Below are 21,680 nucleotides of genomic sequence, written 5' to 3' on the forward strand. Positions count from 1 at the left end.
TGGCACGCCGGACACAGCAAAAGCGGCACTTTCACGTGAAAGCTCCGCTTTGTGCCGCAAACCTCAGGGGGCGGTCCAGCCTCGCTGGTCGCCGCCGGAGCGGGAAGCGCCGTTGAGGCGCATCTTCGCCGCCTCGGCCCGCTCGCGCTCGGCCAGCTCGGCGTGCAGCTCGCGCAGCAACGCCCGGTCGCGCTCGCTCAGGCTCGGGTCGTCCAGGTCCAGCGCCGGCAGCTCGACGACCTCGTGCATCGACGGCTTGCCCGCGGCGATCTCGCGGCCCTTCTCCGGGTCCTCGGCCAGCGCCTGCCGCAGCTGCGCCACCTCGGCCGGGGTCAGGTCGGCGGTGCGCTCCGCCCGCGTCTCGGACCGCTCGGACCGCTCGGAGCGCGCCTTGCGGGGCGGCTCGGGGACGGGCGGGGGCGACGACACGATCGGGACCACCGGGGCGACCGGCTCGGCCGGCGCCGTCGTGGTGGCGGACCGCATGCTGTGCCTGCTGCCCGACTCCGCGACCGGCTCCGACGTCACCGGGGCCGACGGCTTGGCCGGCTCGGGCCGGTACGTCGACGCGGGCGACGACGTCGTCCCGGTCACCCAGGCCGGCGACGCGGCCGCCGAAGCGGCCTGGTGGTACTCGGAGTGCGCGACGCCGGGGCCGCTGACCTCGACGACCGAGTGGATCCCGGCCCGGCGCAACGCCGTGTCGACGCGGAACGCGACGGCCGGCGGGTTGCCATCCGGCCCCAGCTCCACGAGCACCACGCGCTGCGGCAACGCGCCCGGCACGCTGCCGGCCGGGGTGTTGCGCCACACCGCGTGCACCGAGCGGACGTCCGGCAGCACCTGCAGCGTCCGGTCGAGCGCCTCGGCGATGCCGAACTCCGGGGCGTTCTCGCCGCTGAACCGGTGCGTGTTGACCGGTTCGGTCTCGTCGACCAGCAGATCGTTCGCCAGCGTCGCGTCCGACCGGCTCATCTCGAGGACCAGCGCCAGCTCGCGCTGCTCGGCGGAGCTGACCGGGATCCGGCCCGCGATGAGCGTGCCGGTGGTCAGCTCGACCGCCTCGTCGATGTGGGCCCGGGCGATCAGCTCACGCGCTTCGGTGAGCGCGCTGTCGTCGATCCGGCCCGCCAGGGCCAGCAACAGGTTGTGCAGGCGCAGGGGCACCGAGAACCCGTCCATGGGCGGGCCGTCGTGGACCTCCACCATTGCCTTGCTCCCTCCCAGCTCGCTGGCGGGCGAGCGTTATGCGGCTACTAGCCGGGTCCCCGCCACGGCGCCCACGCAGACCAGCTCTGAGTCGGCCAGCGCGGCCCGGTGGTACCCCGGCAGGTCGAAGCGCGGCGGAATGACCTCGACGCTGGGCTCTTCGTCGCCCAGGACCCGCAGCACCCGCTGCAGTTCGCCGGTCAACCTCGGTAGCCCCGTCAGCGCGGTGATCAGCAGGACGCGCTTGGCCGTGCCCTGCCCGACCACACCGACGTGTCGCCAGCTTTGCCGCACTTCCCCCACGTCCGGGCGACCGCGCAACGTTGCGTGGATCAACACGGACACGGAGTCGACCGAGTTAACCCATTCGGGCGCACTCGACGTGAATGTGTACCGGTTCTCGGTGACGTCGTCTACCCCCAGCGTCGAACTGACCTGGTGCCAGTCGGCGCCGTGCGGGATGAGACCGGCCACGAGCAGCCGGTACTCCGTCTGGTCGAGGTCGATCCTGTGCTTAAGCAAAGACCTCGGCAGGGTGCGCGCGAGGGTGCCCATCGCGCCCTCTCCGAGCCAGTCGCGGAACCGCCACAGCAGCTGGTCGGGCAGCCGCCCGGCCAGCCGGATCAGCAGCTCGTGGGTGGACTGCTCGATGTCCGGGTCCATCACTGCACCTCCACGATCAGTTCGACCTCCACCGGCGAGCCGATGGGCAGCTCCGCGACGCCGACGGCCGACCGGGCGTGGATGCCCGCGTCGCCGAAGACCTCGCCGAGCAGTTCGGACGCGCCGTTGACGACCGCGGGCTGACCGGTGAAGCCCTCCGCGGAAGCCACGAAGCCGACAACCTTGACGATCCGCGCGACGTTGTCAATGCCCACCAGCGCGTGCACGGCCGCGAGCGCGTTGAGCGCGGAGGTGCGGGCGTGGCCCTTCGCCTCTTCGGGGCTGATCTCGGCGCCGACCTTGCCGGTCGCGGCGAGCACGCCGTCGACGAAGGGCAGCTGGCCCGAGGTGTAGACGTGCTTGCCGCTCTGGACGGCGGGCACGTAGGCGGCCAGCGGGGCCGCCACGCCGGGCAGCTCGATGCCGAGCTCCTTCAGCCGTTCGCTCCAGCTCACCCCGGTCAGCCCTTCGGACGCTTCAGGTAGGCGACGTGCTGCTCGCCGCTCGGGTTCGGCAGCACGGTGACCAGCTCCCAGCCGTCCTCGCCCCACTGGTCGAGGATCTGCTTCGTGGCGTGGATCAGCAGAGGGACGGTGGCGTACTCCCACTTGGTGGCGCTCATGCCGGGAGCGTAGCCAAGCGGGCAAGTGCCCCGGGGAGCGCCGCCGGAAAACGCGCCGCGACGCGCCGGAGCGTGATCCATCTCACGTCTCCCCAAGCGCCGCTAGCGTGGCGGGGTGGAAACGTGGCGCGTGCTCGCGGCGGTGCTGCTCGCGGCCGCCGGGCTGCCCTTGGTGCTCGTCGTGATGGCGAAGGTGCGGGACCGGACGCAGAGCTCGGGTCAGGTCGCCGTGGCCGGGGTGATCACCTTCACCCTGCTGGTCGTGGTGGGCGTGCTCACCCTCACCGTGCTTCCCGGCCTCGTGAGCTGGGTACTCGTCGCGGGTGCCGCTGCTGCGGCCTTCGTCATGATGCTGGCCGGTTGAGCGCTGAATTAGGGTGAAGAAGTGACCGTTTCCCATGCCGGCTGGACCGACGAGCTTGCCCGCGCCCGGCTGCACTTCGTCACCGGCAAGGGCGGGACCGGCAAGACGACGCTCGCCGCCGCGCTCGGCCTCGCGCTCGCCCGCGAAGGCCGCCGCGTGCTGCTCATCGAGGTCGAGGGCCGCCAGGGCATCGCCCAGCTCTTCGACACCGAGCCGCTGCCCTACGCCGAGCAGCGCATCGCGTCCGTCCCGGGTGGCGGGGAGCTGCGCGCGCTGCACATCGACGTCGAAGCCGCGCTGCTCGAATACTTCGAGATGTTCTACAACCTCGGCTTCGCCGGCCGGACGCTGCGGCGGATGGGCGCGATCGAGTTCGCGACCACGCTCGCGCCGGGCCTGCGTGACGTCCTGCTCACCGGGAAGATCAAGGAGTGCGTCGGCCGGACCGAGTCCGACGGGCGGCACACCTACGACGCCGTCGTCGTCGACTCGCCGCCGACCGGCCGGGTCGTCAAGTTCCTCGACGTCACCAAGGCGCTGACCGACCTCGCGAAGACCGGCCCGATCCGCGGCCAGGCCGATGGCGTCGTCCGCCTGCTGCACTCCGGAGAAACCGCCGTCCACCTGGCCACGCTGCTGGAGGAGATGCCGGTGCGCGAGACCGTCGAGGCCGTGGCCGAGCTGGACGGCGCCGACCTGCGCCCGGGCGCGGTGCTGGTCAACCGGGTCCGGCCGCCGCGGCTGCCCGCCCGCTCCGTGACCGCCGCCGCGGATGGCCGCGTCGACGCCTCCCGCGTCCGCACCGGGCTCGCGTCGGCCGGGCTGAAGCTGCCGCAGGCGACGCTGGACGCGCTGGTCGACGAGACCGTCGAGCACGCCGTGCGGGTCGCCGCCGAGCAGCGGGCCCGCGAGCAGCTCGCCGAGGCCGACCTGCCCACCTTGCAGCTGCCGGACCTGACCGAAGGCGTCGACGTCGCGGCCCTCTACGACCTGGCCGAGGCCCTGACCGACCAGGGGGTGCGGTTGTGACCACCATCGACATCGACGCGCTGCTCGACGACCCGGAGAGCCGCGTGATCGTCTGCTGCGGCTCCGGCGGCGTCGGCAAGACGACCACGGCCGCCGCGCTGGCCCTGCGCGCGGCCGAGCGCGGCCGCCAGACCGTCGTGCTGACCATCGACCCCGCGCGACGGCTGGCGCAGGCGCTCGGCCTGCGCGAACTCGGCAACCACCCGAAGCAGGTGCAGGTCGAGGGGTTCGAGCCGAAGGGCGAGCTGTGGGCGATGATGCTCGACATGCGCCGCACGTTCGACGACATGGTGCGCGTGCACGCCGGCCCGGAACGCGCCGAGCAGCTGCTGCAGAACCCCTTCTACCAGACGATTTCCACGTCGTTCTCCGGCACGCAGGAGTACATGGCGATGGAGAAGCTGGGCCAGCTCGCCGCGACCGGTGAGTGGGACCTGATCATCGTGGACACCCCGCCGAGCCGGTCCGCTCTGGACTTCCTCGACGCGCCGACGCGGCTTTCGTCGGCGTTGGACGGCCGGATGATCCGGCTGCTCACCGCTCCGGCGAAGGCCGGCGGCTGGGGCCTGCGCAAGGTCGTCAACGCCGGGTTCTCGATGTTCGCCAAGGCCGTGTCGACGATCATCGGCGGCCAGCTGCTGACCGACGCGTCGGCGTTCATGCAGGCCTTCGACAGCATGTTCGGCGGCTTCCGGGAGCGCGCCCGCAAGACGGCGGAGCTGCTGCGCTCGTCCGGGACGTCGTTCCTGGTCGTGGCCGCGCCGGAGCCGGACGCGCTGCGCGAGGCGTCCTACTTCGTGGAGCGGCTGTCCTCGGAGTCGATGCCGCTGGGCGGGCTGATCGCGAACCGGACGCACCCGGTGCTCGCGAAGCTGTCGGGCGCGGAGGCGCTGGCGGCGGCCGAGTCGCTGCAGGAGGGCGACGCGAACGCGCCGCTGGCCGAGGCCGTGCTGCGGCTGCACGCCGACCGCGTCACCCTCGCCGACCGTGAGGAGCGGCTGCTGGCGCGGTTCACCCGGGCGCACCCGGAGGTGGCGCTGGCGAAGGTGCCGGCACTGGCCGGCGACGTCCACGACCTCGAGGGCCTGCGCGAGATCGGCGTGAAGCTCGCCGGCTGACCGGAGCTTTCACGTGAAAGCTCCGCCCGCAGGTGGGAGCTTTCACGTGAAAGCTCCGCCGCCGGGGAGGGCGGTGCGTCACTTTCATAGGGAAAGTTGCGCCTCCGAGGGGGCGACGCGGAACTTTCCCTACGAAAGTGACGCTTGATCAGCCGACCGAAACGCGTTCCTCGGCGTCGCGCTTGGCCGCTTCGAGCAGGTCGGCCCAGCTCTCCACGTCGGGACGGCGGCGCAGCAGGGCCCGCCGTTCCCGTTCGGTCATGCCACCCCAGACACCGAAGTTGATCCGGCCGTCGAGTGCTTCGGCGAGGCATTCCGTGCGGACCGGGCAGCCCAAGCAGACGGCTTTCGCCCGGTTCTGCTCCGCACCCCGGACGAACAGGCCGTCCGGATCGGCGTCCCGGCAGGACGCGTTGATTCGCCAGCTCGACTGGTTGGTTTCCATGCCCCCAGCTCCCTACCCTGGTGATCGACGCACCAGCGGGGAAAGGCACTGCGCTCCTTGCCCCCGCGAGCGTGTCTCCCTCTGCTCACGTCGGTTACCCGGGCACCTCCCCGGTGCCGGTGCCGCCGTTCGGACCACGCGAGCTCCCACCCGTGTTGATCCATCCGACGGCTTGTCTTCGTGAGACGTTGACGGACTGTAGGGGCCCTCGGTTCCCCCCGCCAAGACCCAGAATGCCTTCCGTTACCAGTTGTCACCGAAGGGGGGCTGTTTTGTCACTGATTCCACACTCGCGGAGACACGGCGTCACCGGCGCCCGATCCGGTCCGGGTAGCCTGGCCCTCGTGCGAAAAGCGGATGGTTTGTTCAAGCTCATCGGCCTCTGCCTGCTCGCGGGGGTGCTCGTCGCCGGCATGCTCTTCCCCGTCGTCGGGGCCGCCGGTGTCATGTCCAACCAGGCCAGCGAGACGGTCGAGAAGACGTCCTCCGACCTCGCCGACATCCCTCCGCCGCTGGTGACGACGGTCACCGACAGCACCGGCAAGCCGATCGCGACCCTGTACGACCAGTACCGGCTGCCGATCAACGAGAACCAGATCAACGAGGCCATGAAGTGGGCCCTGGTCTCGGTCGAGGACAAGCGGTTCTACGAGCACCACGGCGTCGACTGGCAGGGCACGCTGCGCGCGGCCGTCAGCAACACCACCGGCGCCGACACACAGGGCGCCTCGACGCTGACCCAGCAGTACACCAAGAACTACCTGATCAACGTCGTCTACCGGAACGACCCGATCGGCCAGAAGAAGGCCCAGGAGCAGTCGATCGCCCGCAAGCTCAAGGAAGCGCGGATCGCGATCCAGCTCGAGACGAAGCTGACCAAGCAGCAGATCCTCGCCGGCTACCTCAACATCGTCGAATTCTCCCGGCAGATCTTCGGGATCGGCGCGGCCGCACACGCGTACTTCGACACGACGCCGGAGAAGCTCACCGTGCCCCAGGCCGCACTGCTGGCCGGCCTGGTGAACAATCCGATCAACAACGACCCGTGGCGGCACCCGGACAAGGCCACCACGCGCCGCAACCTGGTGCTCGACCGGATGGTCGACAACAAGAAGCTGGCGCAGGCCGACGCGGACCGGTTCAAGGCCGAGCCGCTCGGCGTGGTCCCGGACACCCCGAAGAAGCCGCCGGCCAACTGCATCGGCGCGGGCCCGGAGGCCGGGTTCTTCTGCCAGTACGTCGAGGACTACCTGCTCAAGGCCAGCGGGATGACCAAGGACCAGCTCTACACCGGCGGCTACACGATCAAGAGCACGCTGGACGAGCGCGCGAACCACGAGGCCAAGGTCTCGGCGGAGGCGCAGGTCAAGAAGACCCAGCCGTACGTGGCGAACACGTTGTCACTGGTGAAACCGGGCAAGGACCGGCACGAAGTGGTGGCGCTGGCCTCGAACCGCGACTACGGCCAGAACCAGGACGCGGGGCAGACGACGTACGCGCTGCCCACCGGCGTGTACAACACCGGTGGTGCGGGGTCGACGTACAAGATCTTCACCACGGCGGCGGCGCTGGACAAGGGGGTCGCCGGGATCTTCACGCCGGTCCAGGTGCCGGAGACCTACGTCTCGCGCGTGTACTCCGGTGGTGGGGAGAACTGCCCGCCGACCGGGCCGCCGCTGCGCTCCCGCTGGTACTGCGTCGGCAACGCCGCCGACTACAGCCGCATCGCCCAGGGCGCGACGGTGCAGACCGCGCTGGCGACGTCGCCGAACACCACGTTCGTCGAGCTCGAAGACCGGCTCGGCAGCACGGCACCGGGCATCGACATGGCCAAGCGGCTCGGCATGCGCGACACGATGGCGAGCAACGTCGGCGGCGGAACGGTCGACCCGAAGGCGGACAAGGCGGAGAAGAGCCAGAGCCAGGCCGAGTACTACGGCCCCCGGGGCGGCTGGCCGGGCTTCGGCGCGTTCACCCTGGGCTTCAGCCCGCTGAGCGGCTTGGAGCTGGGCAACGTCGCGGCGACCATCCTCTCCGGTGGCGTCTGGTGCCCGCCGACGCCGATCGCCGGCGTGACCGACCGCAACGGGAAGCCGGTGCCGGTCAAGGAAGCTCCCTGCGAGCAGGCCGTGCCCGAGGCGCTGGCGAACACCCTGGCCGTGGGCATGAGCAAGGACGACCAGCCGGGCGGCACTTCGTTCGCGGCGGCCAACGGCGTCGGCTGGAACCGCCCGATGATCGGCAAGACGGGCACGACCCAGGGCAACGTCTCGGCGACCTTCGTCGGCGGCACCCCGCAGCTGGCGGGCGCGGCCATGACGTTCAAGTTCGGCGGCGGCCAGGGCGGTATCTGCGACGCCGGCCCCGGCAACGTCCGGGTGTGCCCGAGCGGGAACATCTTCGGTGGCAAGTCCCCGGCCCGCACGTGGTTCGGCGCGATGAAGAACATCCTCGACGGCAGCCAGCCGGTCATGCAGCTGCCACCGCCGGACCCGAAGTACATGGGCGGCGGCGCACGCTAGGCACCGGCTGAAAGCGGTACCGAGCTGCCCGGTCAGGAACCGGGGCAGCTCGGCAGCCGGTCGTACCGCACGGACCCCGGCCCGCCGGCACGCGGGACGGCGAAGGAATAGCAGACGTGGTCCGGGTCCGGTGACACCAGCTGGACGATCACCGTGGTCTCCGCGCCGTCCCGCTCGATCCGGGTGGCCGCGGCGCCGGAGACCGCCGCCGCCTGGCGCAGCGAGGCGTCCTGTGCTCGTTCGGACGGGCTCAGCGCCTCGAACCGGGCGGCGATCTCCGGTGTCTCCGTGCCGACCACGTGCGGCTGCGTGACCTGGTCCTGAACCCGGGCCGGGACGACGGTGAAGAGCAGCAGGACTCCCGCGGCTCCGGCCAGCACCACGCCGATGAGCACCCGGAAGACCACGCTCAGCGGCTTCGCCCGCCGTCCCGGTTCGGTCATCTCGTCAGCTCGGGTAATGGAGCTGGGCCAGCCGCTTTTCCACCACCTGAGCGTAGCCCGTCGTGCCCGCCGTGTTGGGGTGGAACATCTCCCGGCTCAGGCACGCGCCGCCCAGGATGTCCCAGAAGCAGAACGGCGAAGGGTTGTCGCCGTTGTGGAAGTCGCCCTCGCCGTTGGGGCCGATGACGATCTTGTTGATCCACTCCGGGTCGTCGCAGCCGCCGTGGCCGACGAAGTCGCCGATCGGGTCGGCCGCGTCCACCTTGATGCCCTCCCCCTGCAGCTGGGTGACGACCTCGGCTTCCTTGTCACGGGCGTAGTTGGTCAGTTCGGCGATCGCGTGCACCTCGGACAGGTCGAAGTACCAGGAGCTCCCGCACTTCACCGTGCGGCTCAACGGTTCCGGGTACGCCGTCAGCACGATGCGCGCGTTCGGCGCTTCGCCGCGGATGGCACGGATCGTGTCGGCGATCCGGGTCTTCGTGCGGTCGAAGATGGCCTTGTACTTCGGCAGGTACTCGTCGTCGGCGCAGTTGGTCGGGTACGCGCAGTCCATCAGGGCGTTGACGAACGCGTTTTCGTCGTTCCCGCCGATCGTCAAGGTCACCAGGGTCGTCTCCGGCGTGAGCACCCCGGAGGCCACCTGGTTGATCTCGTGGAACTGGCCGTCGCCCTTCTCGTACTGCTCCGGGTGGATCCACGACGTCGGGATCGAGCCCGCACCGTTCCACCGCCCGGACACGTTCCACGTCCACGCGCCGGAACACGCGACGAACCCGAGTTCGTTGTTCGTGTTCCACTGGTCGGACAGCGTGCCCAGCGACCCGCCCGAGCCGGGGAGCACCATCTTGCGCGGCCACGCGTCGGCGCTGCGGCGGCAGGCGTTCCACTCGGAGTTGCCGTGGTTGGCGTCGGATTCGCGCGAATAGTTCCCGGCTCCCTCGCCCGACGAATACGAGTCACCCAGTGCGGCGACGATGTTCACCGGCTTGCCCGGCAGCGGCTGGAACGCGATCGCGTCCCAGGCGACGTCGAGGTCGCCGGTGCCGTCCTCGGTCAGCGAGCTCAGCGAAACGCTCGGCCGCCCGGCGAACGGGTACACCCCGATCGACACCCAGCCGTTGCGCTGGATCTGCTGGTTGAGGTAGCGGTGCCGGCGCTGCCCGTCGCCCAGGTTGATGTCGTAGCGCGCCTGCTGGGTCTGCGCGCCGACGTCCGGCAGGTGCACCATGACCCGCGCCCACGCGGTGAGCGGGCTCGCCAGCGTCCAGGTGCCGGTCACCTTCAGCCTGCCGCCCTCGACGGCGGACGTGCGGGTGTGGCCGAAGTAGAAGTGACCGCCGAAGCCGCCGCCGAGCTGGTGCGTGTCCACCTTGCCCGGGTAGTGCCCGGTGCCGTCGTCGGCGTAGCTCAGCTGGAAGCTGCCCGCGTTGTCCCAGGTCTGGGTGCAGTTGTTCCGGACCGGCGGCGCGCCGTTGGCGTCGTCGACGATCAGCGCCCCCGCGGGCAGCCCGGCCGTTTTGCAGTTCGGCGGGTAGCTGTCGGCGTCCTCCTGGTAGGCGTAGCCGGGGTCGAACCGGAGCAGTTCGTAACCGCACGAGGAATCGCAGTCCGGCTTCCAGGTGTTCGACTGGTGGTACCAGCACTTGAGGTCGAACTTCCCGTCCGTCTTGTGCGCGCACGGACCGGCCGGTTCGCCGACGACGTTGGCCGGGTCGTCGGGGCCCGTGCCCGCGTAGTCCGGCACGTTCTTCTCGCCGGGGTGGCATTCGTTGCCGGCGTCGCAGAACTGGGTCACCGGCGGCTTGACCGCGATCCGGTTGTCCACGGTGTTCCACCACGACGGCCGGAAGCCGGCGACCATGGTGCCCGGGGTCTCGATCAGGTTGACCGGGTGCCCGGCCCAGCCGAGCACCTTCTCCGGGTACGGCCAGTACTGCGGGTGCGCCGCGTCGGCGTACGAATACTCGAGGAACGGCAGCCTGCTGTCGAGGAAGCGCGGGTTCGCGGGGTTGTTGCCCCAGCCGAGCCCCCACGGCGCCGACCCCGACGCGGGGTGGAAACCGGAGTTGTAGGCCCAGATCGCGAAGAACCAGTTCTCGATCCGGGAGACGTCGCCGTTGTTGACGACGAGGTTCGCCGCACGCACCTCGTTCCACTTGTTCGAGATGATCTGGGCGCCGGCGGCCACGTTCGCGGCGAAGTCCAGGGCCACGGCCCGCTGCGTCTGGTACGGCCACGCCGTGTCACCGGGGCCCTTTTCCTTGCCCGCCAAGCGCATGTGGTCGGTCACCTGCGTGACGCCGTACCCGCAATCGGCCTCCGCCCAGTCGATCGTCCAGTCGTCGGCCGCGTTGCCGTTGTAGTAGTCGATGCCGTAGTAGTTGCCGATCAGCGGGTTGCCGGTGGTCCCGGGCACCGAGGACCGCGCGGCCTGCCACATGTTCGACTCCTGCGCGGTGATCCCGAGCATCACCTGCGCGGGCACGAACCCGCCACCGGCCAGCTCCACCTTGGGGAACAGGCCCTGCGGTGTGTAGGCCGGCATGCCGAGGTTCTTCCAGTTCGCCGGGCGCTGGACCGTCAGCGCGCCGCGGACGGCCTGGTCGACCGCCCATTCGACCTGGCGGGGCTTGGGCTGCATCGCCTGGTTGCGCGGGTCGGTGCGCGGCACGCTGCAGTAGCGGTCGGCGGAGTCGGCCGGGTCGGTGGGGTCGCCGTTGGTGGTCGCCCCGGCCGGAGCGCCGCCCGGTGCCGGGCTCGGCACGCGGCCCGCGCCGGACGCGGTGCCCGTTCCGGCGGCGAGCGTGACCCGCTTGCGGGTGGGCAGCACCGTCGCGGTGATGTCGACCGCCTGCGCGCCCGCGGGCGCCACCCGCGGGTCGGGTGCGCCCGGCTTGACCACCTCGGTGACGGCGAGCCGTCCCTCGGTGGAGACCGTCGTGTCCTTCGGCACGTCGAGCAGCGAAACGGCGGCGGGGAGCGCCGCGCCCGAGGTCTTCTTCGCGCCCGTGACGTAGACCCGGCCACCCCGGCCCGACGTCACGCCGAGGTCGGTCCGCACGCCGGAAGCGAGCGTCCTGGTGGTCACCGATCCGTCGCCGGCGATCACGGCCCGGCGGGCCTTGGCGTTGCGCGACCCGTCGTGGTCGAGGTAGACCACCCCGCCGTCGGCGTCGGCGGCGAGCGCGTAGGGCACCCCGGACGCGGGCGCGACCCGTTGCAGGACACCGGTTTCGGTGACCCGGACGAGCGCGTCCTTGGTGGCCCCGATCAGGCCGTGCGCGGTCGGCACCGCCGACGTCAGCTGGCCGGCGACGTCGACGGGCGCGGCGATCTTGCCCGAGGCGGCGTCCAGGCGAAGCAGCCTGGTCTTCCCGAGGTCTTCGTCGCCGGCCTGCGTGAGCACGACGGAGTCGCCGGTGCCGCAGGACGGGTTGAAGTAGGCGAGGCTGGTCCGGACCGGCAGCTTCCGCACCGCACCGGTGTCGAGGTCGACGACGGCGGTGAAGGCGCCGCGGTCGAAGAGCTCGGTCTTGTTGGTGAAGGTACGCGGGGCGTACGCGACGACCGCGCGGTGGGCCGATCCGGTCACGCAGACGTTGCCGATCCACATGTCGGCGTCGAAGCCGGGCTCGGAAAGCGTGGCGGCCGTGCGCCATTCGTACGCTTTCGCCTCGTCGGCGACCAGGAGGTGGAAGCCGTCCGCGTCCCCGCTGGTCGTCCAGGCCCGGTCGGTGGAGCGTTCCCAGCCCGCGGCACGATCTCCGGCCGCAACGCTGCGGACGCCCGTTCGCGGTGCGGTTGCTGCCCGGATGTCCGTTTCCGGGCCCGGAAACTGACCGTTCGGCGCGGCCGAAGCCGGCGCGGAAACAGCTGCGGTGACCGAAATCGCGGCCGCGAACGCGGCCGCCCATCGGAGCCGCGGACGACTGGCTCTCACTGATCCCCCTAGGTGCGCGGGTGCGCGGGTGCACGAATTGCCCACACGGAAACACCGCGCCGGCAACGGACGCGGTCCAGACCACAGCGATGAATGGCCGGCAGCTGGTGCCGGCCCGCCCCCTCTCCAGAGGTATTTAGCCAGCTCGCCAGACGGCGATCAATACGCTGCCCGGGTGATCAGCACCGCGACTACCAGCGACGATGCCGCGGCTGGTGCGCTCAGGAGCGGGCCATCGTCGTGAGGATCTGCTCGTTCCACCAGTAGTAGAGCTTGTCGAGCTTGTCGACGTCGGTGACCTTTGTGGACAGCAGGATGCCGGCCAGCAGGCTCTCGCCGTCCGTCCACACCAGCTGGGCCGGCTCGCCGAGGAAACACGTCAGGAAGTCGCCGGGCAGCGGGTTCGGCGTCTCCGCGCGGTAGTACGTGCCCCAGATCTTCGGCACCTTCTTCGGGCGGCACGCGCCTTGGGCGTCGTTGCGGGTCAAGCCCTGCGTTTTCACGATGTCCTGGAAGAAGGCGTTCATCGAGCCGGCGTCGGCGAACCGCAGGATGCGGGCGCCGGTCGGCTGCTCGAGGATGACGTTGCCGGACCGGACGTCACCGACCGTCGAGTCCGTGCACTCGACGGCGGCCACCGCGCCACCGGACGGCGCTGCGTCGGTGCACGTCCCTCCCTTGTAGACAATGGGCAGGGCGTCGTGGAGCTTGGTGTCGTGCGGCGGCGGCTTCGATTCCGAAGTGGACGGAGGAGCCGAGGTCTCCGTCTCCGGCGACGGTTCCGTTGGCGGCGAAGGGCTCCCGCTGGTGGAGGTGGGGTTCGTCGGTCCCGGTCCGGCCGTCTGCGTCGTCCTGTCCCGCGTCACCACGTACGTGATCACCAGCGCGACCACGACGATCCCCGCCAGCGCGGCGCACAGCGCGATCCAGCGGTTCCGCTGCGACTTCGGCGGCCCGGACGCGGCGGGCGCCACCTTGCCGGACGGCCCGGTGAACCGCACGGGCGGCCGCGGACCCGTCGGCGGACCCGGGTGGTACCCCGTCGGCGGCCCCATCGGGATCGGCCCGGACGACGTGGGCGGTGGCGGCGGCTGTGTCACCGGGCCCGGCAGGGTTTTCTGCCACGTCGGGATCGGCGGTGCCGGCGCGGTCACGGCCGCGCGGACGGCGTCGGCGAACGCCCCCGCCGTCGGGTACCGGTCGGCGGGGTTCTTCGCCATGCCGTGCGCCACCACGGCGTCCAAGGCGGCCGGCAGGCCCGGCCGCAGCCGGGACGGCAGCGGCGGCGGCGCGGTCAGGTGCGCACCCATCTGCGCGGCCGCGCCCTCGGCCGGGAACGGGCGGCGACCCGTGAGGCACTCGAAGAACACGCACGCGAGCGCGTAGACGTCGACGAGCCCGGTGATCGGGGCGTCGCCGAAGCGCTCCGGCGCCATGTAGTCGAGGGTGCCGATCACGTTGCCGGTACCGGTGATCGACGTCCCTTCGGCGGTCATCGACCGCGCGATGCCGAAGTCGACGAGGTACACGAAGTCCGCGTTCGTGACGAGCACGTTCGACGGCTTGACGTCGCGGTGCACCAGGCCGTCCGCATGGGCTGCGTCGAGCGCGCCCGCGACCTGGGCCACGATCGCGGCGGCCCGCGCGGGCTCGAGCGGGCCGTCCTCCAGGAGCTCCTTCAGGTCGCGGCCCTCGACGAGCCGCATGTCGAGGTACAGGCGGCCGTCGATCTCGCCGTAGGCGTGGATCGGGATCACGTGCGGTTCCCGCAGCCGCGCGACGATCTGCGACTCCCGGCGGAAGCGCGCGCGGAAGGCTTCGTCGGTGACGAACGGGTCGGACAGCAGCTTCAGCGCGACGACGCGGTCGTGCGCCGTGTCGTAGGCGCGGTGGACCTCGCCCATGCCACCGCGGCCGAGCAGGCCTTCGATCCGGTACGGCCCGAACTGCTCCATCGTTCTCCCCAAGCCCCCCGGCTCGAAACCCGTGACAACCGGGCCGACGCAGATGCTAAGCGGCAGGTTCCCCGAAACGGCGGTGAAGTCACCCAACCGTTGAGCACGTATCCTGGACCTCGTGAGCACGCTCAGTAACACAAGCACGTCGGGGGCCACGGCGAAGCGCCTCGCCGCGGGGACGCTCGCGCTCGGTGCGGCGACCCTTGGTTACGCCGTCGGCATCGAACGCCGCCACTGGACCCTCCGCACCGCCGAACTGCCGGTGCTGGCGCCCGGATCCCGGCCGTTCACGGTCCTGCACGTCTCGGACCTGCACATGCTGCCGGGCCACCACAGCAAGCAGCGCTGGGTCGCCGCGCTCGACGAGCTGAACCCCGACCTCGTCGTCAACACCGGTGACAACCTCTCGCACCGGACCGCGGTCCCGTCGGTGCTGCGCGCGCTGGGCCCGCTGCTCGACCGGCCCGGGGTGTTCGTCTTCGGCAGCAACGACTACTACGCGCCCAAGCCGAAGAACCCGGCCCGCTACCTGATGCCGCGGGGCAAGAAGAAGCGCATCCACGGCGTCCAGCTGCCGTGGCGCGACCTGCGCGCGGCGTTCGTCGAGCACGGCTGGACCGACCTGACGCACGTCCGCCGCACGATCGACGTCGGCGGCCAGCGGGTGTTCGCGGCCGGCGTCGACGACCCGCACCTGCGCCGCGACCGCTACGCCGACATCGCGGGCCCGGCCGACAGCGGCGCGGCGCTCCGCATCGGCGTCACGCACTCGCCGGAGCCCCGGGTGCTGGACACGTTCGCCACGGACGGTTACGACCTGGTCCTGGCGGGCCACACCCACGGCGGTCAGCTCCGGCTCCCGGGTTACGGCGCGATCGTCACCAACTGTGACCTGGATCGCAGCCGGGCACGCGGGGCCTCGCGGTGGGGCGCGCACATGTGGCTGCACGTGTCGGCCGGGCTGGGGACGTCACCCTGGGCACCCGCCCGGTTCGCGTGCCCACCCGAGGCGAGCCTGTTGACGCTGGTCCCGCGCGGATCGGGGTCGACGGAACCGCATAAGTCGGCCCCCCGGAAAGCCCGCGACACCGTCCGCTAGACTTCTCCACGACCCGTTAAGCAGTACCTCGGGGTGTGGCGCAGCTTGGTAGCGTGCCTCGTTCGGGTCGAGGAGGTCGTGGGTTCGAATCCCGCCACCCCGACGAGTAAGAGCCGGTGTCTTCGGACACCGGCTCTTCTGGTTTCAGGGTCTGGTGGCCGTCACCTCGACCCAGCACTGGCTGAAGTCGCCGTCGCCGCTGCGGGTCCACACCGAGGCCGACCGGGCTGCGCTCGCGAGCTGGTCACGGTCACGGCCCGGCTCCTCGATGGCCGCCTCCAGGCGCGACTCCACGTACTTCGCCAGACCCCGGTACGTCATGTCCTCGCGGTAGCGGGCGCGCGAGACGATCTCGGTGAACCCCGCCGACGCGCAGTGGTCCGCGATCTTGCCGCCCGCGAACGGGTCGCCGCCCGCGCTGCGGCGCAGCAGGTGGTGACCGCGCAGCGCGGCGTCGACGTTTGCCGTCTTCGGCTTCACCCGCGCCTTGCTCCAGTCCGAAGTGGACAGCGCGAGCCTGCCGCCCGGCTTCAAAACCCGGTGCAGCTCCGCCAGCGCGTCCCGCGGGGCGGCCAGGTGCTCGAACAGCGCGTGCGAAAACGCCACGTCCACGCTGCCGTCCGCGAAGGGCAAGTCGTACGCCGACGCCACGACGAAGTCCACTGTGGAGCGTCCGGCGCGGCGGGCGGCTTCCCGGGCCATCGCGACCTGGCCCGCGTCGCGGTCGACGCCCGTCACCCGGGACTCCGCGGCCAGGCCCAGGGTGATCGAGCCGGGGCCGCAGCCCAGGTCGACCACCCACATGCCCGGCCGGAACAGGGGCTGGGCGAACGTCGCGCGTTCCGCCGCCGTGCGCGCGGACATCATCGACACCGCGTCTCGCCCGTAGCCCGGCGCGTAACCCTCCAGCACCCCGCACACAGTACGGCCAGAAGGTGGCAGGATCGAGGGGTGAGCACGCAGTCAGCCAACCAATATCCGCCCGCGGTGGTCCCGGACCGGCTGTTCGACGACGCCGAAGCCGAAGCCCGCTGGCGCGCCCGCTTCCACGCCCCGCGCATCTCGGTGCCCGAATGGGCCCGCGACGCCCCCGAAGCCAACGTGTACGTCTCCAACGCCAGCGGTGTCTGGGAGGTGTACGCCTGGAACCGCGCGACCGACGAGCACCGGCGCGTCACCGACCGGCCCAACGGCACCCTGCACGCCACGCCGTCCCCGGACGGCGCGTGGCTCTGGTGGTTCGACGACACCGACGGCGACGAGTTCGGCTCCTGGGTGCGCGAGCCGTTCGCCGCCACCGAGGGCAGCAAGCCGGAGAAGGCCGTCCCGGACGTCCACGACGGCTACCCGGCCGGCCTCGAGATCGGCACCGGGATCGTCGCGGTCGGCGTCTCGACCGACGACGGCAGCGAGCTGTTCGCCCGCGTCAAGGGCGAAACGCGCCGCTTCTACAGCCACCCGGACGACGCCGGCATCGCGTCCCTTTCCCGCGACGAGAGCCTGATCGTGATCTCGCACTCCGAGCACGGCGATTCGCGGCACCCCGCGCTGCGGATCCTCGCGACCGACGGGTTCGGGACCGTCGCCGAGAAGTGGGACGGCGAAGGCAAGGGCCTGTCCGCGCTCGAATTCTCGCCGCTGCCGGGCGACCAGCGGCTGCTGGTGCTGCACGAACGGCGGGGCCGCGAGGAACTGCTCGTCTGGGACGTCCAGGCCGGCAGCGAGACGGAGATCGAGCTCGACCTGCCCGGCGAGGTCGTCGCGGGCTGGTACCCGGACGCGCGGGCCCTGCTCGTCGTCCACTTCCACGAAGGCCGCAATTCGTTGTACCGCTACGACCTCGACACCGCCGAACTGTCCTCTCTGGACACGCCGGCCGGCCGGATCGGCGGCGCGGGCGTCCGCCCGGACGGCACGGTCGAGTACTCGTGGTCGAGCGCCGCCGAGCCGACCGCGGTGCGGGCGCGGACCACCGACGGCACCGACTCGATCCTGCTGGAACCGCCGGGTGCGCGGGCGCCGGGGTCGGAACCGATGACGGACGCGTTCGTCGAAGGCGTCGGCGGGCGGATCCACGCGCTGGTCTCACGGCCTTCGGGTGCGCCGGAGGGCCCGCTGCCCACGGTGTTCTCCCTGCACGGGGGCCCGCACGCGGCGGACGAGGACCGCTTCTCCGCCTACCGCGCGACGTGGCTCGACGCCGGGTTCGCCGTGGTCGAGGTCAACTACCGCGGCTCGACCGGCTACGGCTCGGCCTGGCGCGACGCCATCGAGGGCCGTCCCGGCCTCACCGAGCTGGAGGACGTCGCCGCGGTACACGACTGGGCCATCCAAAGTGGACTCAGCGACCCCGCGAAGTGCGTCGTGAACGGCGCCTCGTGGGGCGGCTACCTGTCCCTGCTCGCGCTCGGCACGCAGCCGGCGCGGTGGGCGGCGGGCGTCGCCGGGGTGCCGGTGGCGGACTACGTCGCCGCGTACGAGGACGAGATGGAGCAGCTGCGCTCGTTCGACCGCGCGCTCTTCGGCGGTTCGCCGGAGGACGTGCCCGCGGTGTACCGGGAGTGTTCACCGATCACGTACGTCGACGCCGTCTCGGCGCCGGTGCTCGTGCTGGCCGGCGACAACGACCCGCGCTGCCCGATCCGCCAGATCGAAAACTACCTCGACCGGCTCGGCGCCCGCGACCTGCACCACGAGTTCTACCGCTACGACGCGGGCCACGGCTCGCTGGTGATCGCCGAGACGATCAAGCAGACGTCGATCGAGGTCCACTTCGCGCTGCGCGCCCTCGGCCTCCGCTGACCCAACCCCGAGCTTTCACGTGAAAGCTCGGGGGCCTGGACGGAGCTTTCACGTGAAAGCTCGGGGGCGCTGGGCGTCACTTTCGTAGGGAAAGTGACGCTCAGCGCTCGGAGTGCAGGACGCCGCCGGTGGCCCAGTGGTCGGCGCCGACCTCGACGAGGGTCACCTGCACCCCTTCGGGCTTGCCGCCGCAGGTGCGGATGAAGGCGTCGGTCAGCTCGCGGACCAGGGCGCTCTTCTGGGCCGGCGTGCGGCCGGGGAACATGGCAACGCTGATCATCGGCATGGCGGCTCCTGCACTAGGGGGACGCCGCGAAGCCTAGAGCCCCCGGTTCACCGACTGCAGCCGGCCGACGGCGGCCGCGTCGCCCTCGAAGCCGAGCCGGACCGCCTCGCGGCCGAAGACGAACAGCAGCAGGTCCACCGGCTCCCCGACGACGGTGACGGGGTCGGGCCCGGTCTTGACGGCGGCCTCGCGGCCGTCTTTCGTGCGAAGCGTGACGCCGACGGGCGACTTGCGCAGGTTCAGCTTCGCCGCCTGCTTCACCGACCGCCACGCAGCGGCATCCCGGGTGGCGTCCGCGGGCCGCGGCTCCCAGCCGTCCTGCGCCCGCCGGACGTCTTCGTGGTGGACGAGGAACTCGGCGGTGTTGGTGAGTTCGTCGAGCGGGCCGATCGCGGTCGGCCAGAACTTCGCCGGCCCCCGCCGCACCTGCTCGACCAGGCTTGCCCACGGCCGCGCCGCGTACCGGTTCTGCACCTTCCGGGTGTACCCGGCGAGCGCGGGCACAAGAATCCCGGGAGCGGCATCCGGCCGGTGCTCCCGCACGACGAGGTGCGCGGCGAGGTCCCGCGTGGTCCAGCCTTCGCACAACGTCGGCGCGTCCGGCCCGAGTTCATCGAAGAGCGCGCTCAGCGCCCGGCGTTCGTCAGCAGCGACACCCATGGCGTCGACGCTACCCGCCGGTAGAGGTGCTGGCGACGGGATGTGAGCTAGTGGTGGAAGGCCGTCGCCTTCGCGGGATCCTTCGGGCGGCCGCCCAGCTGCTCCAGCTCCGGGAGCACCCGCTTGAAATCCGCCAGCAGCAGGTCCGCCAGGTCGTGCGTGAAGCCGTTGCGGACCACGATCCGCAGCACCGCCAGGTCCGTGCGGTTCTCCGGGAACGTGTACGCCGGCACCAGCCAGCCGCGCTCGCGCAACCGGCGGGACACGTCGAAGACGTCGAACCCGGCGTCCGGGCGGGTCGTGAACGCGAACACCGGCAGCTGATCGCCGCTCGTCAGCAACAAGAACGGCCCGAGCGCCGCGATCCCCGAAGACAGGTGCGTCGCGACGTCACGCGAAGCCTGCTGCACCGCCTGGAACCCGGAGCGGCCGAGCCGCACGAACGTGTAGTACTGGGCCGCGACCTCGGCGCCCGGGCGGGAGAAGTTCAACGCGAACGTCGGCATGTCGCCGCCCAGGTAGTTCACGTTGAACACCAGCTCGGCCGGCAGGGCGGCCTTGTCGCGCCAGATCACCCAGCCCACGCCCGGGTACACCAGCCCGTACTTGTGGCCGGACGTGTTGATCGACGCCACGCGCGGCAGGCGGAAGTCCCATTCCAGGTCCGGGTCGAGGAACGGGGCGATCATCGCGCCCGAAGCGCCGTCCACGTGCACCGGGATGTCCCAACCCGTGCGATCGGCGAAAGCGTCCAGGGCCGCCGCGATCTCCGCGACCGGCTCGTAGCTGCCGTCGAACGTCGAGCCGAGGATCGCGACCACGCCGATCGTGTTCTCGTCGCAGCGCGCCACCGCTTCGGGTGCCGTGAGGTGGTACCGGTCGCCGTCCATCGGGACCAGCCGCGGCTCGACTTCCCAGTACTCGCAGAACTTCTCCCAGCACACCTGGACGTTCGCGCCCATCACCAGGTTCGGCTTGCCGCTGCGGCCGAGGCGGGCCCAGCGCCGCTTCAGCGCCATCCCGGCGAGCATGCACGCTTCCGACGAACCGGTCGTCGAGCAGCCCATGATGTCGGCCGGGTCCGGCGCGTGCCACAGGTCCGCGAGGATGTTCACGCAGCGCCGCTCGAGCTCGGCCGTCTGCGGGTACTCGTCCTTGTCGATCATGTTCTTGTCGACGCACTCGGCCATCAGCTCGCGCGCCTGCGGTTCCATCCACGTCGTGACGAAGGTGGCGAGGTTGAGCCGCGCGTTTCCGTCCAGCATCAGTTCGTCGCGCACCAGCTGCAGCGCGGTGTCCGGCGGCAGCGAATCCTCGCGCAGCTTGTCGTGCGGCATGGCAAAACCCGCCGCGAGGGCCGGGTTCGCCCCGGCGTAGAGCGGGTTCGTCCCGGCCACGCGGTCCGGGCGATCGGCGTTCCCCTGATGCAAGACCATGCCACCGAACGTACTGGGCGCACGCACGCGAAAAGGGCCGCTCCATCCGGAACGGCCCTTTTGGTGGGAAAAATCAAGCCTGCTGGGCCTGCCACATCCAGTGCGCCTCTTCCAGCGCCCGGGTGATCTCGATCAGCAGGTCCTGCGTGACGAGGTCGCTCTTGTCGGTCTCGTCGATGCGCTGGCGCAGCCGCTCGATGAGCGCCGAGAGGATGTCGACGATCGCGGCGACCGTGGACTCGACCGACTGCCAGTTGTCCGGGTACTCGGGCACGCCCGAGCTCTCGACGACGGTCTTGGCCTTGCCGTTCGGCGAGATGCCGATGGCGTTGGCGCGCTCGGCCACCTCGTCGACGTACTGGCGCGCGGTGTTCACGAGCTCGTCGAGCTGCAGGTGCGCGCTGCGGAAGTTCGACCCGACGACGTTCCAGTGCGCCTGCTTGGCGATGAGGGACAGGTCGACCAGGTCGACCAGCGTCGCCTGGAGGGCGTTGCCGGTGATCTCCTTGTCGGCCTCGGAAAGCGAGCTCTTGATCGGAGACTTGCTCATCTGGGGGTGATCCTTTCCTCGTACTGGTTCGGACCGGGTCACACGGTCGCGGAGAGCGCGACCTCGATGTTGCCGCGGGTCGCGTTGGAGTAGGGGCACACCTGGTGCGCCTGCTCGACCAGCTGGTCGGCCTGCGCCTGCTCGAGGCCCGGCAGCGAGACGTTCAGCGCGACGCCGAGGCCGAACCCGACCTCCTGCTTGAGCACGCTGACCTCCGCGGTCACCGTCGAGCCGGTCAGCGGCACCTTCGCCTGGCGGGCGACGAGCTGCAGGGCGCTGTGGAAGCAGGCCGAGTAGCCGGCGGCGAACAGCTGCTCGGGGTTGGTCTTGTCCCCACCGGGGCCACCCATCTCCTTCGGGATGGCCAGCGACTCGTCGATGACGCCGTCGGACGACGTCACTTCACCGTTGCGGCCGTCGCCGCGCGCCGTTGCCACCGCCGTGTAGATCGCCTGACCCATGCTCAGCCTGCCTTCGGTCCCGGACACCCTGCCGCGGGCGTCTCTCGCTTGGCACAACATCCCGCACCCG

20 protein-coding genes and 1 tRNA gene are annotated in these 21,680 nt (G+C 71.1%); 7 read left to right on the top strand and 14 right to left on the bottom strand.

Features of this window, described 5'->3' with window-relative positions:
* Window positions 1–63: 63 nt before the first annotated feature.
* Genes Q5425_RS30980 through Q5425_RS30995 form a run of 4 tightly spaced genes read right to left on the bottom strand, consistent with a single transcriptional unit; the run spans window position 64 to window position 2,494 of the window.
* Window positions 64–1,209, bottom strand: a complete 1,146-nt coding sequence (locus Q5425_RS30980; protein WP_308675871.1) for a hypothetical protein — start codon at window positions 1,207–1,209, stop codon at window positions 64–66.
* Window positions 1,210–1,245: 36 nt separating this feature from the next.
* The gene (locus tag Q5425_RS30985) at window positions 1,246–1,872 is read right to left on the bottom strand and encodes a hypothetical protein (RefSeq protein WP_308675872.1); all 627 of its coding nucleotides are present in this window, start codon (window positions 1,870–1,872) and stop codon (window positions 1,246–1,248) included.
* Window positions 1,872–2,327: a RidA family protein gene (locus Q5425_RS30990; protein ID WP_086840822.1), complete on the bottom strand. Its 456-nt coding sequence runs from the start codon at window positions 2,325–2,327 to the stop codon at window positions 1,872–1,874. Before Q5425_RS30990 ends, Q5425_RS30985 begins: the two co-directional genes overlap by 1 nt.
* A 5-nt stretch (window positions 2,328–2,332) precedes the next feature.
* Window positions 2,333–2,494, bottom strand: coding sequence for a DUF4177 domain-containing protein (locus Q5425_RS30995; RefSeq protein ID WP_003068074.1), 162 nt, complete (start codon window positions 2,492–2,494; stop codon window positions 2,333–2,335).
* Window positions 2,495–2,609: 115 nt separating this feature from the next.
* On the opposite strand from Q5425_RS30995, the gene Q5425_RS31000 reads away from it, so the two are divergent.
* The 3 genes from Q5425_RS31000 to Q5425_RS31010 are packed head-to-tail and all read left to right on the top strand — an operon-like array spanning window position 2,610 to window position 5,005.
* Window positions 2,610–2,858, top strand: a complete 249-nt coding sequence (locus Q5425_RS31000; RefSeq protein WP_308675873.1) for a hypothetical protein — start codon at window positions 2,610–2,612, stop codon at window positions 2,856–2,858.
* Between the two features lie 21 nt (window positions 2,859–2,879).
* Window positions 2,880–3,887, top strand: coding sequence for an ArsA-related P-loop ATPase (locus tag Q5425_RS31005; RefSeq protein ID WP_308675874.1), 1,008 nt, complete (start codon window positions 2,880–2,882; stop codon window positions 3,885–3,887).
* Window positions 3,884–5,005: an ArsA family ATPase gene (locus Q5425_RS31010; RefSeq protein ID WP_308675875.1), complete on the top strand. Its 1,122-nt coding sequence runs from the start codon at window positions 3,884–3,886 to the stop codon at window positions 5,003–5,005. Before Q5425_RS31005 ends, Q5425_RS31010 begins: the two co-directional genes overlap by 4 nt.
* A 148-nt stretch (window positions 5,006–5,153) precedes the next feature.
* Here the strand turns inward: Q5425_RS31010 and Q5425_RS31015 are convergent, their stop codons facing one another.
* On the bottom strand, window positions 5,154–5,450 hold the full coding sequence (locus tag Q5425_RS31015; protein WP_308675876.1) for a WhiB family transcriptional regulator: 297 nt from the start codon (window positions 5,448–5,450) through the stop codon (window positions 5,154–5,156).
* Between the two features lie 344 nt (window positions 5,451–5,794).
* Between Q5425_RS31015 and Q5425_RS31020 the strand changes: the two genes are divergently transcribed.
* The gene (locus tag Q5425_RS31020) at window positions 5,795–7,972 is read left to right on the top strand and encodes a transglycosylase domain-containing protein (protein ID WP_308675877.1); all 2,178 of its coding nucleotides are present in this window, start codon (window positions 5,795–5,797) and stop codon (window positions 7,970–7,972) included.
* 32 nt (window positions 7,973–8,004) lie between these two features.
* On the opposite strand, the gene Q5425_RS31025 is transcribed toward Q5425_RS31020, so the two are convergent.
* The 3 genes from Q5425_RS31025 to Q5425_RS31035 all read right to left on the bottom strand — a co-directional run bounded on the left by Q5425_RS31025 (window position 8,005) and on the right by Q5425_RS31035 (window position 14,313).
* Entirely contained in the window at window positions 8,005–8,415 is a 411-nt protein-coding gene (locus Q5425_RS31025) for a hypothetical protein (protein ID WP_308675878.1), read from the bottom strand.
* A gap of 4 nt (window positions 8,416–8,419) precedes the next feature.
* Complete coding sequence (locus Q5425_RS31030; protein ID WP_308675879.1) at window positions 8,420–12,358, bottom strand: hypothetical protein; 3,939 nt, start codon at window positions 12,356–12,358, stop codon at window positions 8,420–8,422.
* A gap of 221 nt (window positions 12,359–12,579) precedes the next feature.
* On the bottom strand, window positions 12,580–14,313 hold the full coding sequence (locus Q5425_RS31035) for a serine/threonine-protein kinase (protein ID WP_308675880.1): 1,734 nt from the start codon (window positions 14,311–14,313) through the stop codon (window positions 12,580–12,582).
* A gap of 121 nt (window positions 14,314–14,434) precedes the next feature.
* On the opposite strand from Q5425_RS31035, the gene Q5425_RS31040 reads away from it, so the two are divergent.
* Both Q5425_RS31040 and Q5425_RS31045 read left to right on the top strand, forming a co-directional pair.
* On the top strand, window positions 14,435–15,415 hold the full coding sequence (locus tag Q5425_RS31040) for a metallophosphoesterase (protein ID WP_308675881.1): 981 nt from the start codon (window positions 14,435–14,437) through the stop codon (window positions 15,413–15,415).
* 29 nt (window positions 15,416–15,444) lie between these two features.
* Window positions 15,445–15,518: transfer RNA gene (locus Q5425_RS31045), tRNA-Pro, on the top strand.
* Between the two features lie 41 nt (window positions 15,519–15,559).
* On the opposite strand, the gene Q5425_RS31050 is transcribed toward Q5425_RS31045, so the two are convergent.
* Window positions 15,560–16,327: a methyltransferase domain-containing protein gene (locus Q5425_RS31050; protein WP_308675882.1), complete on the bottom strand. Its 768-nt coding sequence runs from the start codon at window positions 16,325–16,327 to the stop codon at window positions 15,560–15,562.
* A gap of 39 nt (window positions 16,328–16,366) precedes the next feature.
* Between Q5425_RS31050 and Q5425_RS31055 the strand changes: the two genes are divergently transcribed.
* Complete coding sequence (locus tag Q5425_RS31055) at window positions 16,367–18,217, top strand: prolyl oligopeptidase family serine peptidase (RefSeq protein ID WP_308675883.1); 1,851 nt, start codon at window positions 16,367–16,369, stop codon at window positions 18,215–18,217.
* A 100-nt stretch (window positions 18,218–18,317) separates the two neighbouring features.
* On the opposite strand, the gene Q5425_RS31060 is transcribed toward Q5425_RS31055, so the two are convergent.
* The 5 genes from Q5425_RS31060 to Q5425_RS31080 form a co-directional block, all read right to left on the bottom strand.
* On the bottom strand, window positions 18,318–18,503 hold the full coding sequence (locus Q5425_RS31060; RefSeq protein WP_013230573.1) for a tautomerase family protein: 186 nt from the start codon (window positions 18,501–18,503) through the stop codon (window positions 18,318–18,320).
* A 33-nt stretch (window positions 18,504–18,536) separates the two neighbouring features.
* Complete coding sequence (locus Q5425_RS31065; RefSeq protein ID WP_308675884.1) at window positions 18,537–19,163, bottom strand: TIGR03085 family metal-binding protein; 627 nt, start codon at window positions 19,161–19,163, stop codon at window positions 18,537–18,539.
* Window positions 19,164–19,210: 47 nt separating this feature from the next.
* Window positions 19,211–20,599, bottom strand: a complete 1,389-nt coding sequence (locus Q5425_RS31070; protein ID WP_308675885.1) for a glutamate decarboxylase — start codon at window positions 20,597–20,599, stop codon at window positions 19,211–19,213.
* A gap of 73 nt (window positions 20,600–20,672) precedes the next feature.
* The gene (locus Q5425_RS31075) at window positions 20,673–21,149 is read right to left on the bottom strand and encodes a DNA starvation/stationary phase protection protein (protein ID WP_308675886.1); all 477 of its coding nucleotides are present in this window, start codon (window positions 21,147–21,149) and stop codon (window positions 20,673–20,675) included.
* Between the two features lie 38 nt (window positions 21,150–21,187).
* A complete protein-coding gene (locus Q5425_RS31080) occupies window positions 21,188–21,610 on the bottom strand; it encodes an organic hydroperoxide resistance protein (RefSeq protein WP_308675887.1) in 423 nt (140 codons plus the stop codon).
* Window positions 21,611–21,680 lie beyond the last annotated feature (70 nt).

Source organism: Amycolatopsis sp. A133 (assembly GCF_031082405.1).
In the GTDB taxonomy this organism is placed as follows: domain Bacteria; phylum Actinomycetota; class Actinomycetes; order Mycobacteriales; family Pseudonocardiaceae; genus Amycolatopsis.

Excerpts from the sequence above, each read along its gene's own strand:
- Q5425_RS30980 (WP_308675871.1), bottom strand. The coding sequence starts at position 1,209 with ATGGTGGAGGTCCACGACGGCCCGCCCATGGACGGGTTCTCGGTGCCC.
- Q5425_RS31075 (WP_308675886.1), bottom strand. The coding sequence starts at position 21,149 with ATGAGCAAGTCTCCGATCAAGAGCTCGCTTTCCGAGGCCGACAAGGAG.
- Q5425_RS31060 (WP_013230573.1), bottom strand. The coding sequence starts at position 18,503 with ATGCCGATGATCAGCGTTGCCATGTTCCCCGGCCGCACGCCGGCCCAG.
- Q5425_RS30985 (WP_308675872.1), bottom strand. The coding sequence starts at position 1,872 with ATGGACCCGGACATCGAGCAGTCCACCCACGAGCTGCTGATCCGGCTG.
- Q5425_RS30995 (WP_003068074.1), bottom strand. The coding sequence starts at position 2,494 with ATGAGCGCCACCAAGTGGGAGTACGCCACCGTCCCTCTGCTGATCCAC.
- Q5425_RS31035 (WP_308675880.1), bottom strand. The coding sequence starts at position 14,313 with ATGGAGCAGTTCGGGCCGTACCGGATCGAAGGCCTGCTCGGCCGCGGT.
- Q5425_RS31070 (WP_308675885.1), bottom strand. The coding sequence starts at position 20,599 with ATGGTCTTGCATCAGGGGAACGCCGATCGCCCGGACCGCGTGGCCGGG.
- Q5425_RS31080 (WP_308675887.1), bottom strand. The coding sequence starts at position 21,610 with ATGGGTCAGGCGATCTACACGGCGGTGGCAACGGCGCGCGGCGACGGC.
- Q5425_RS31065 (WP_308675884.1), bottom strand. The coding sequence starts at position 19,163 with ATGGGTGTCGCTGCTGACGAACGCCGGGCGCTGAGCGCGCTCTTCGAT.
- Q5425_RS31025 (WP_308675878.1), bottom strand. The coding sequence starts at position 8,415 with ATGACCGAACCGGGACGGCGGGCGAAGCCGCTGAGCGTGGTCTTCCGG.
- Q5425_RS31015 (WP_308675876.1), bottom strand. The coding sequence starts at position 5,450 with ATGGAAACCAACCAGTCGAGCTGGCGAATCAACGCGTCCTGCCGGGAC.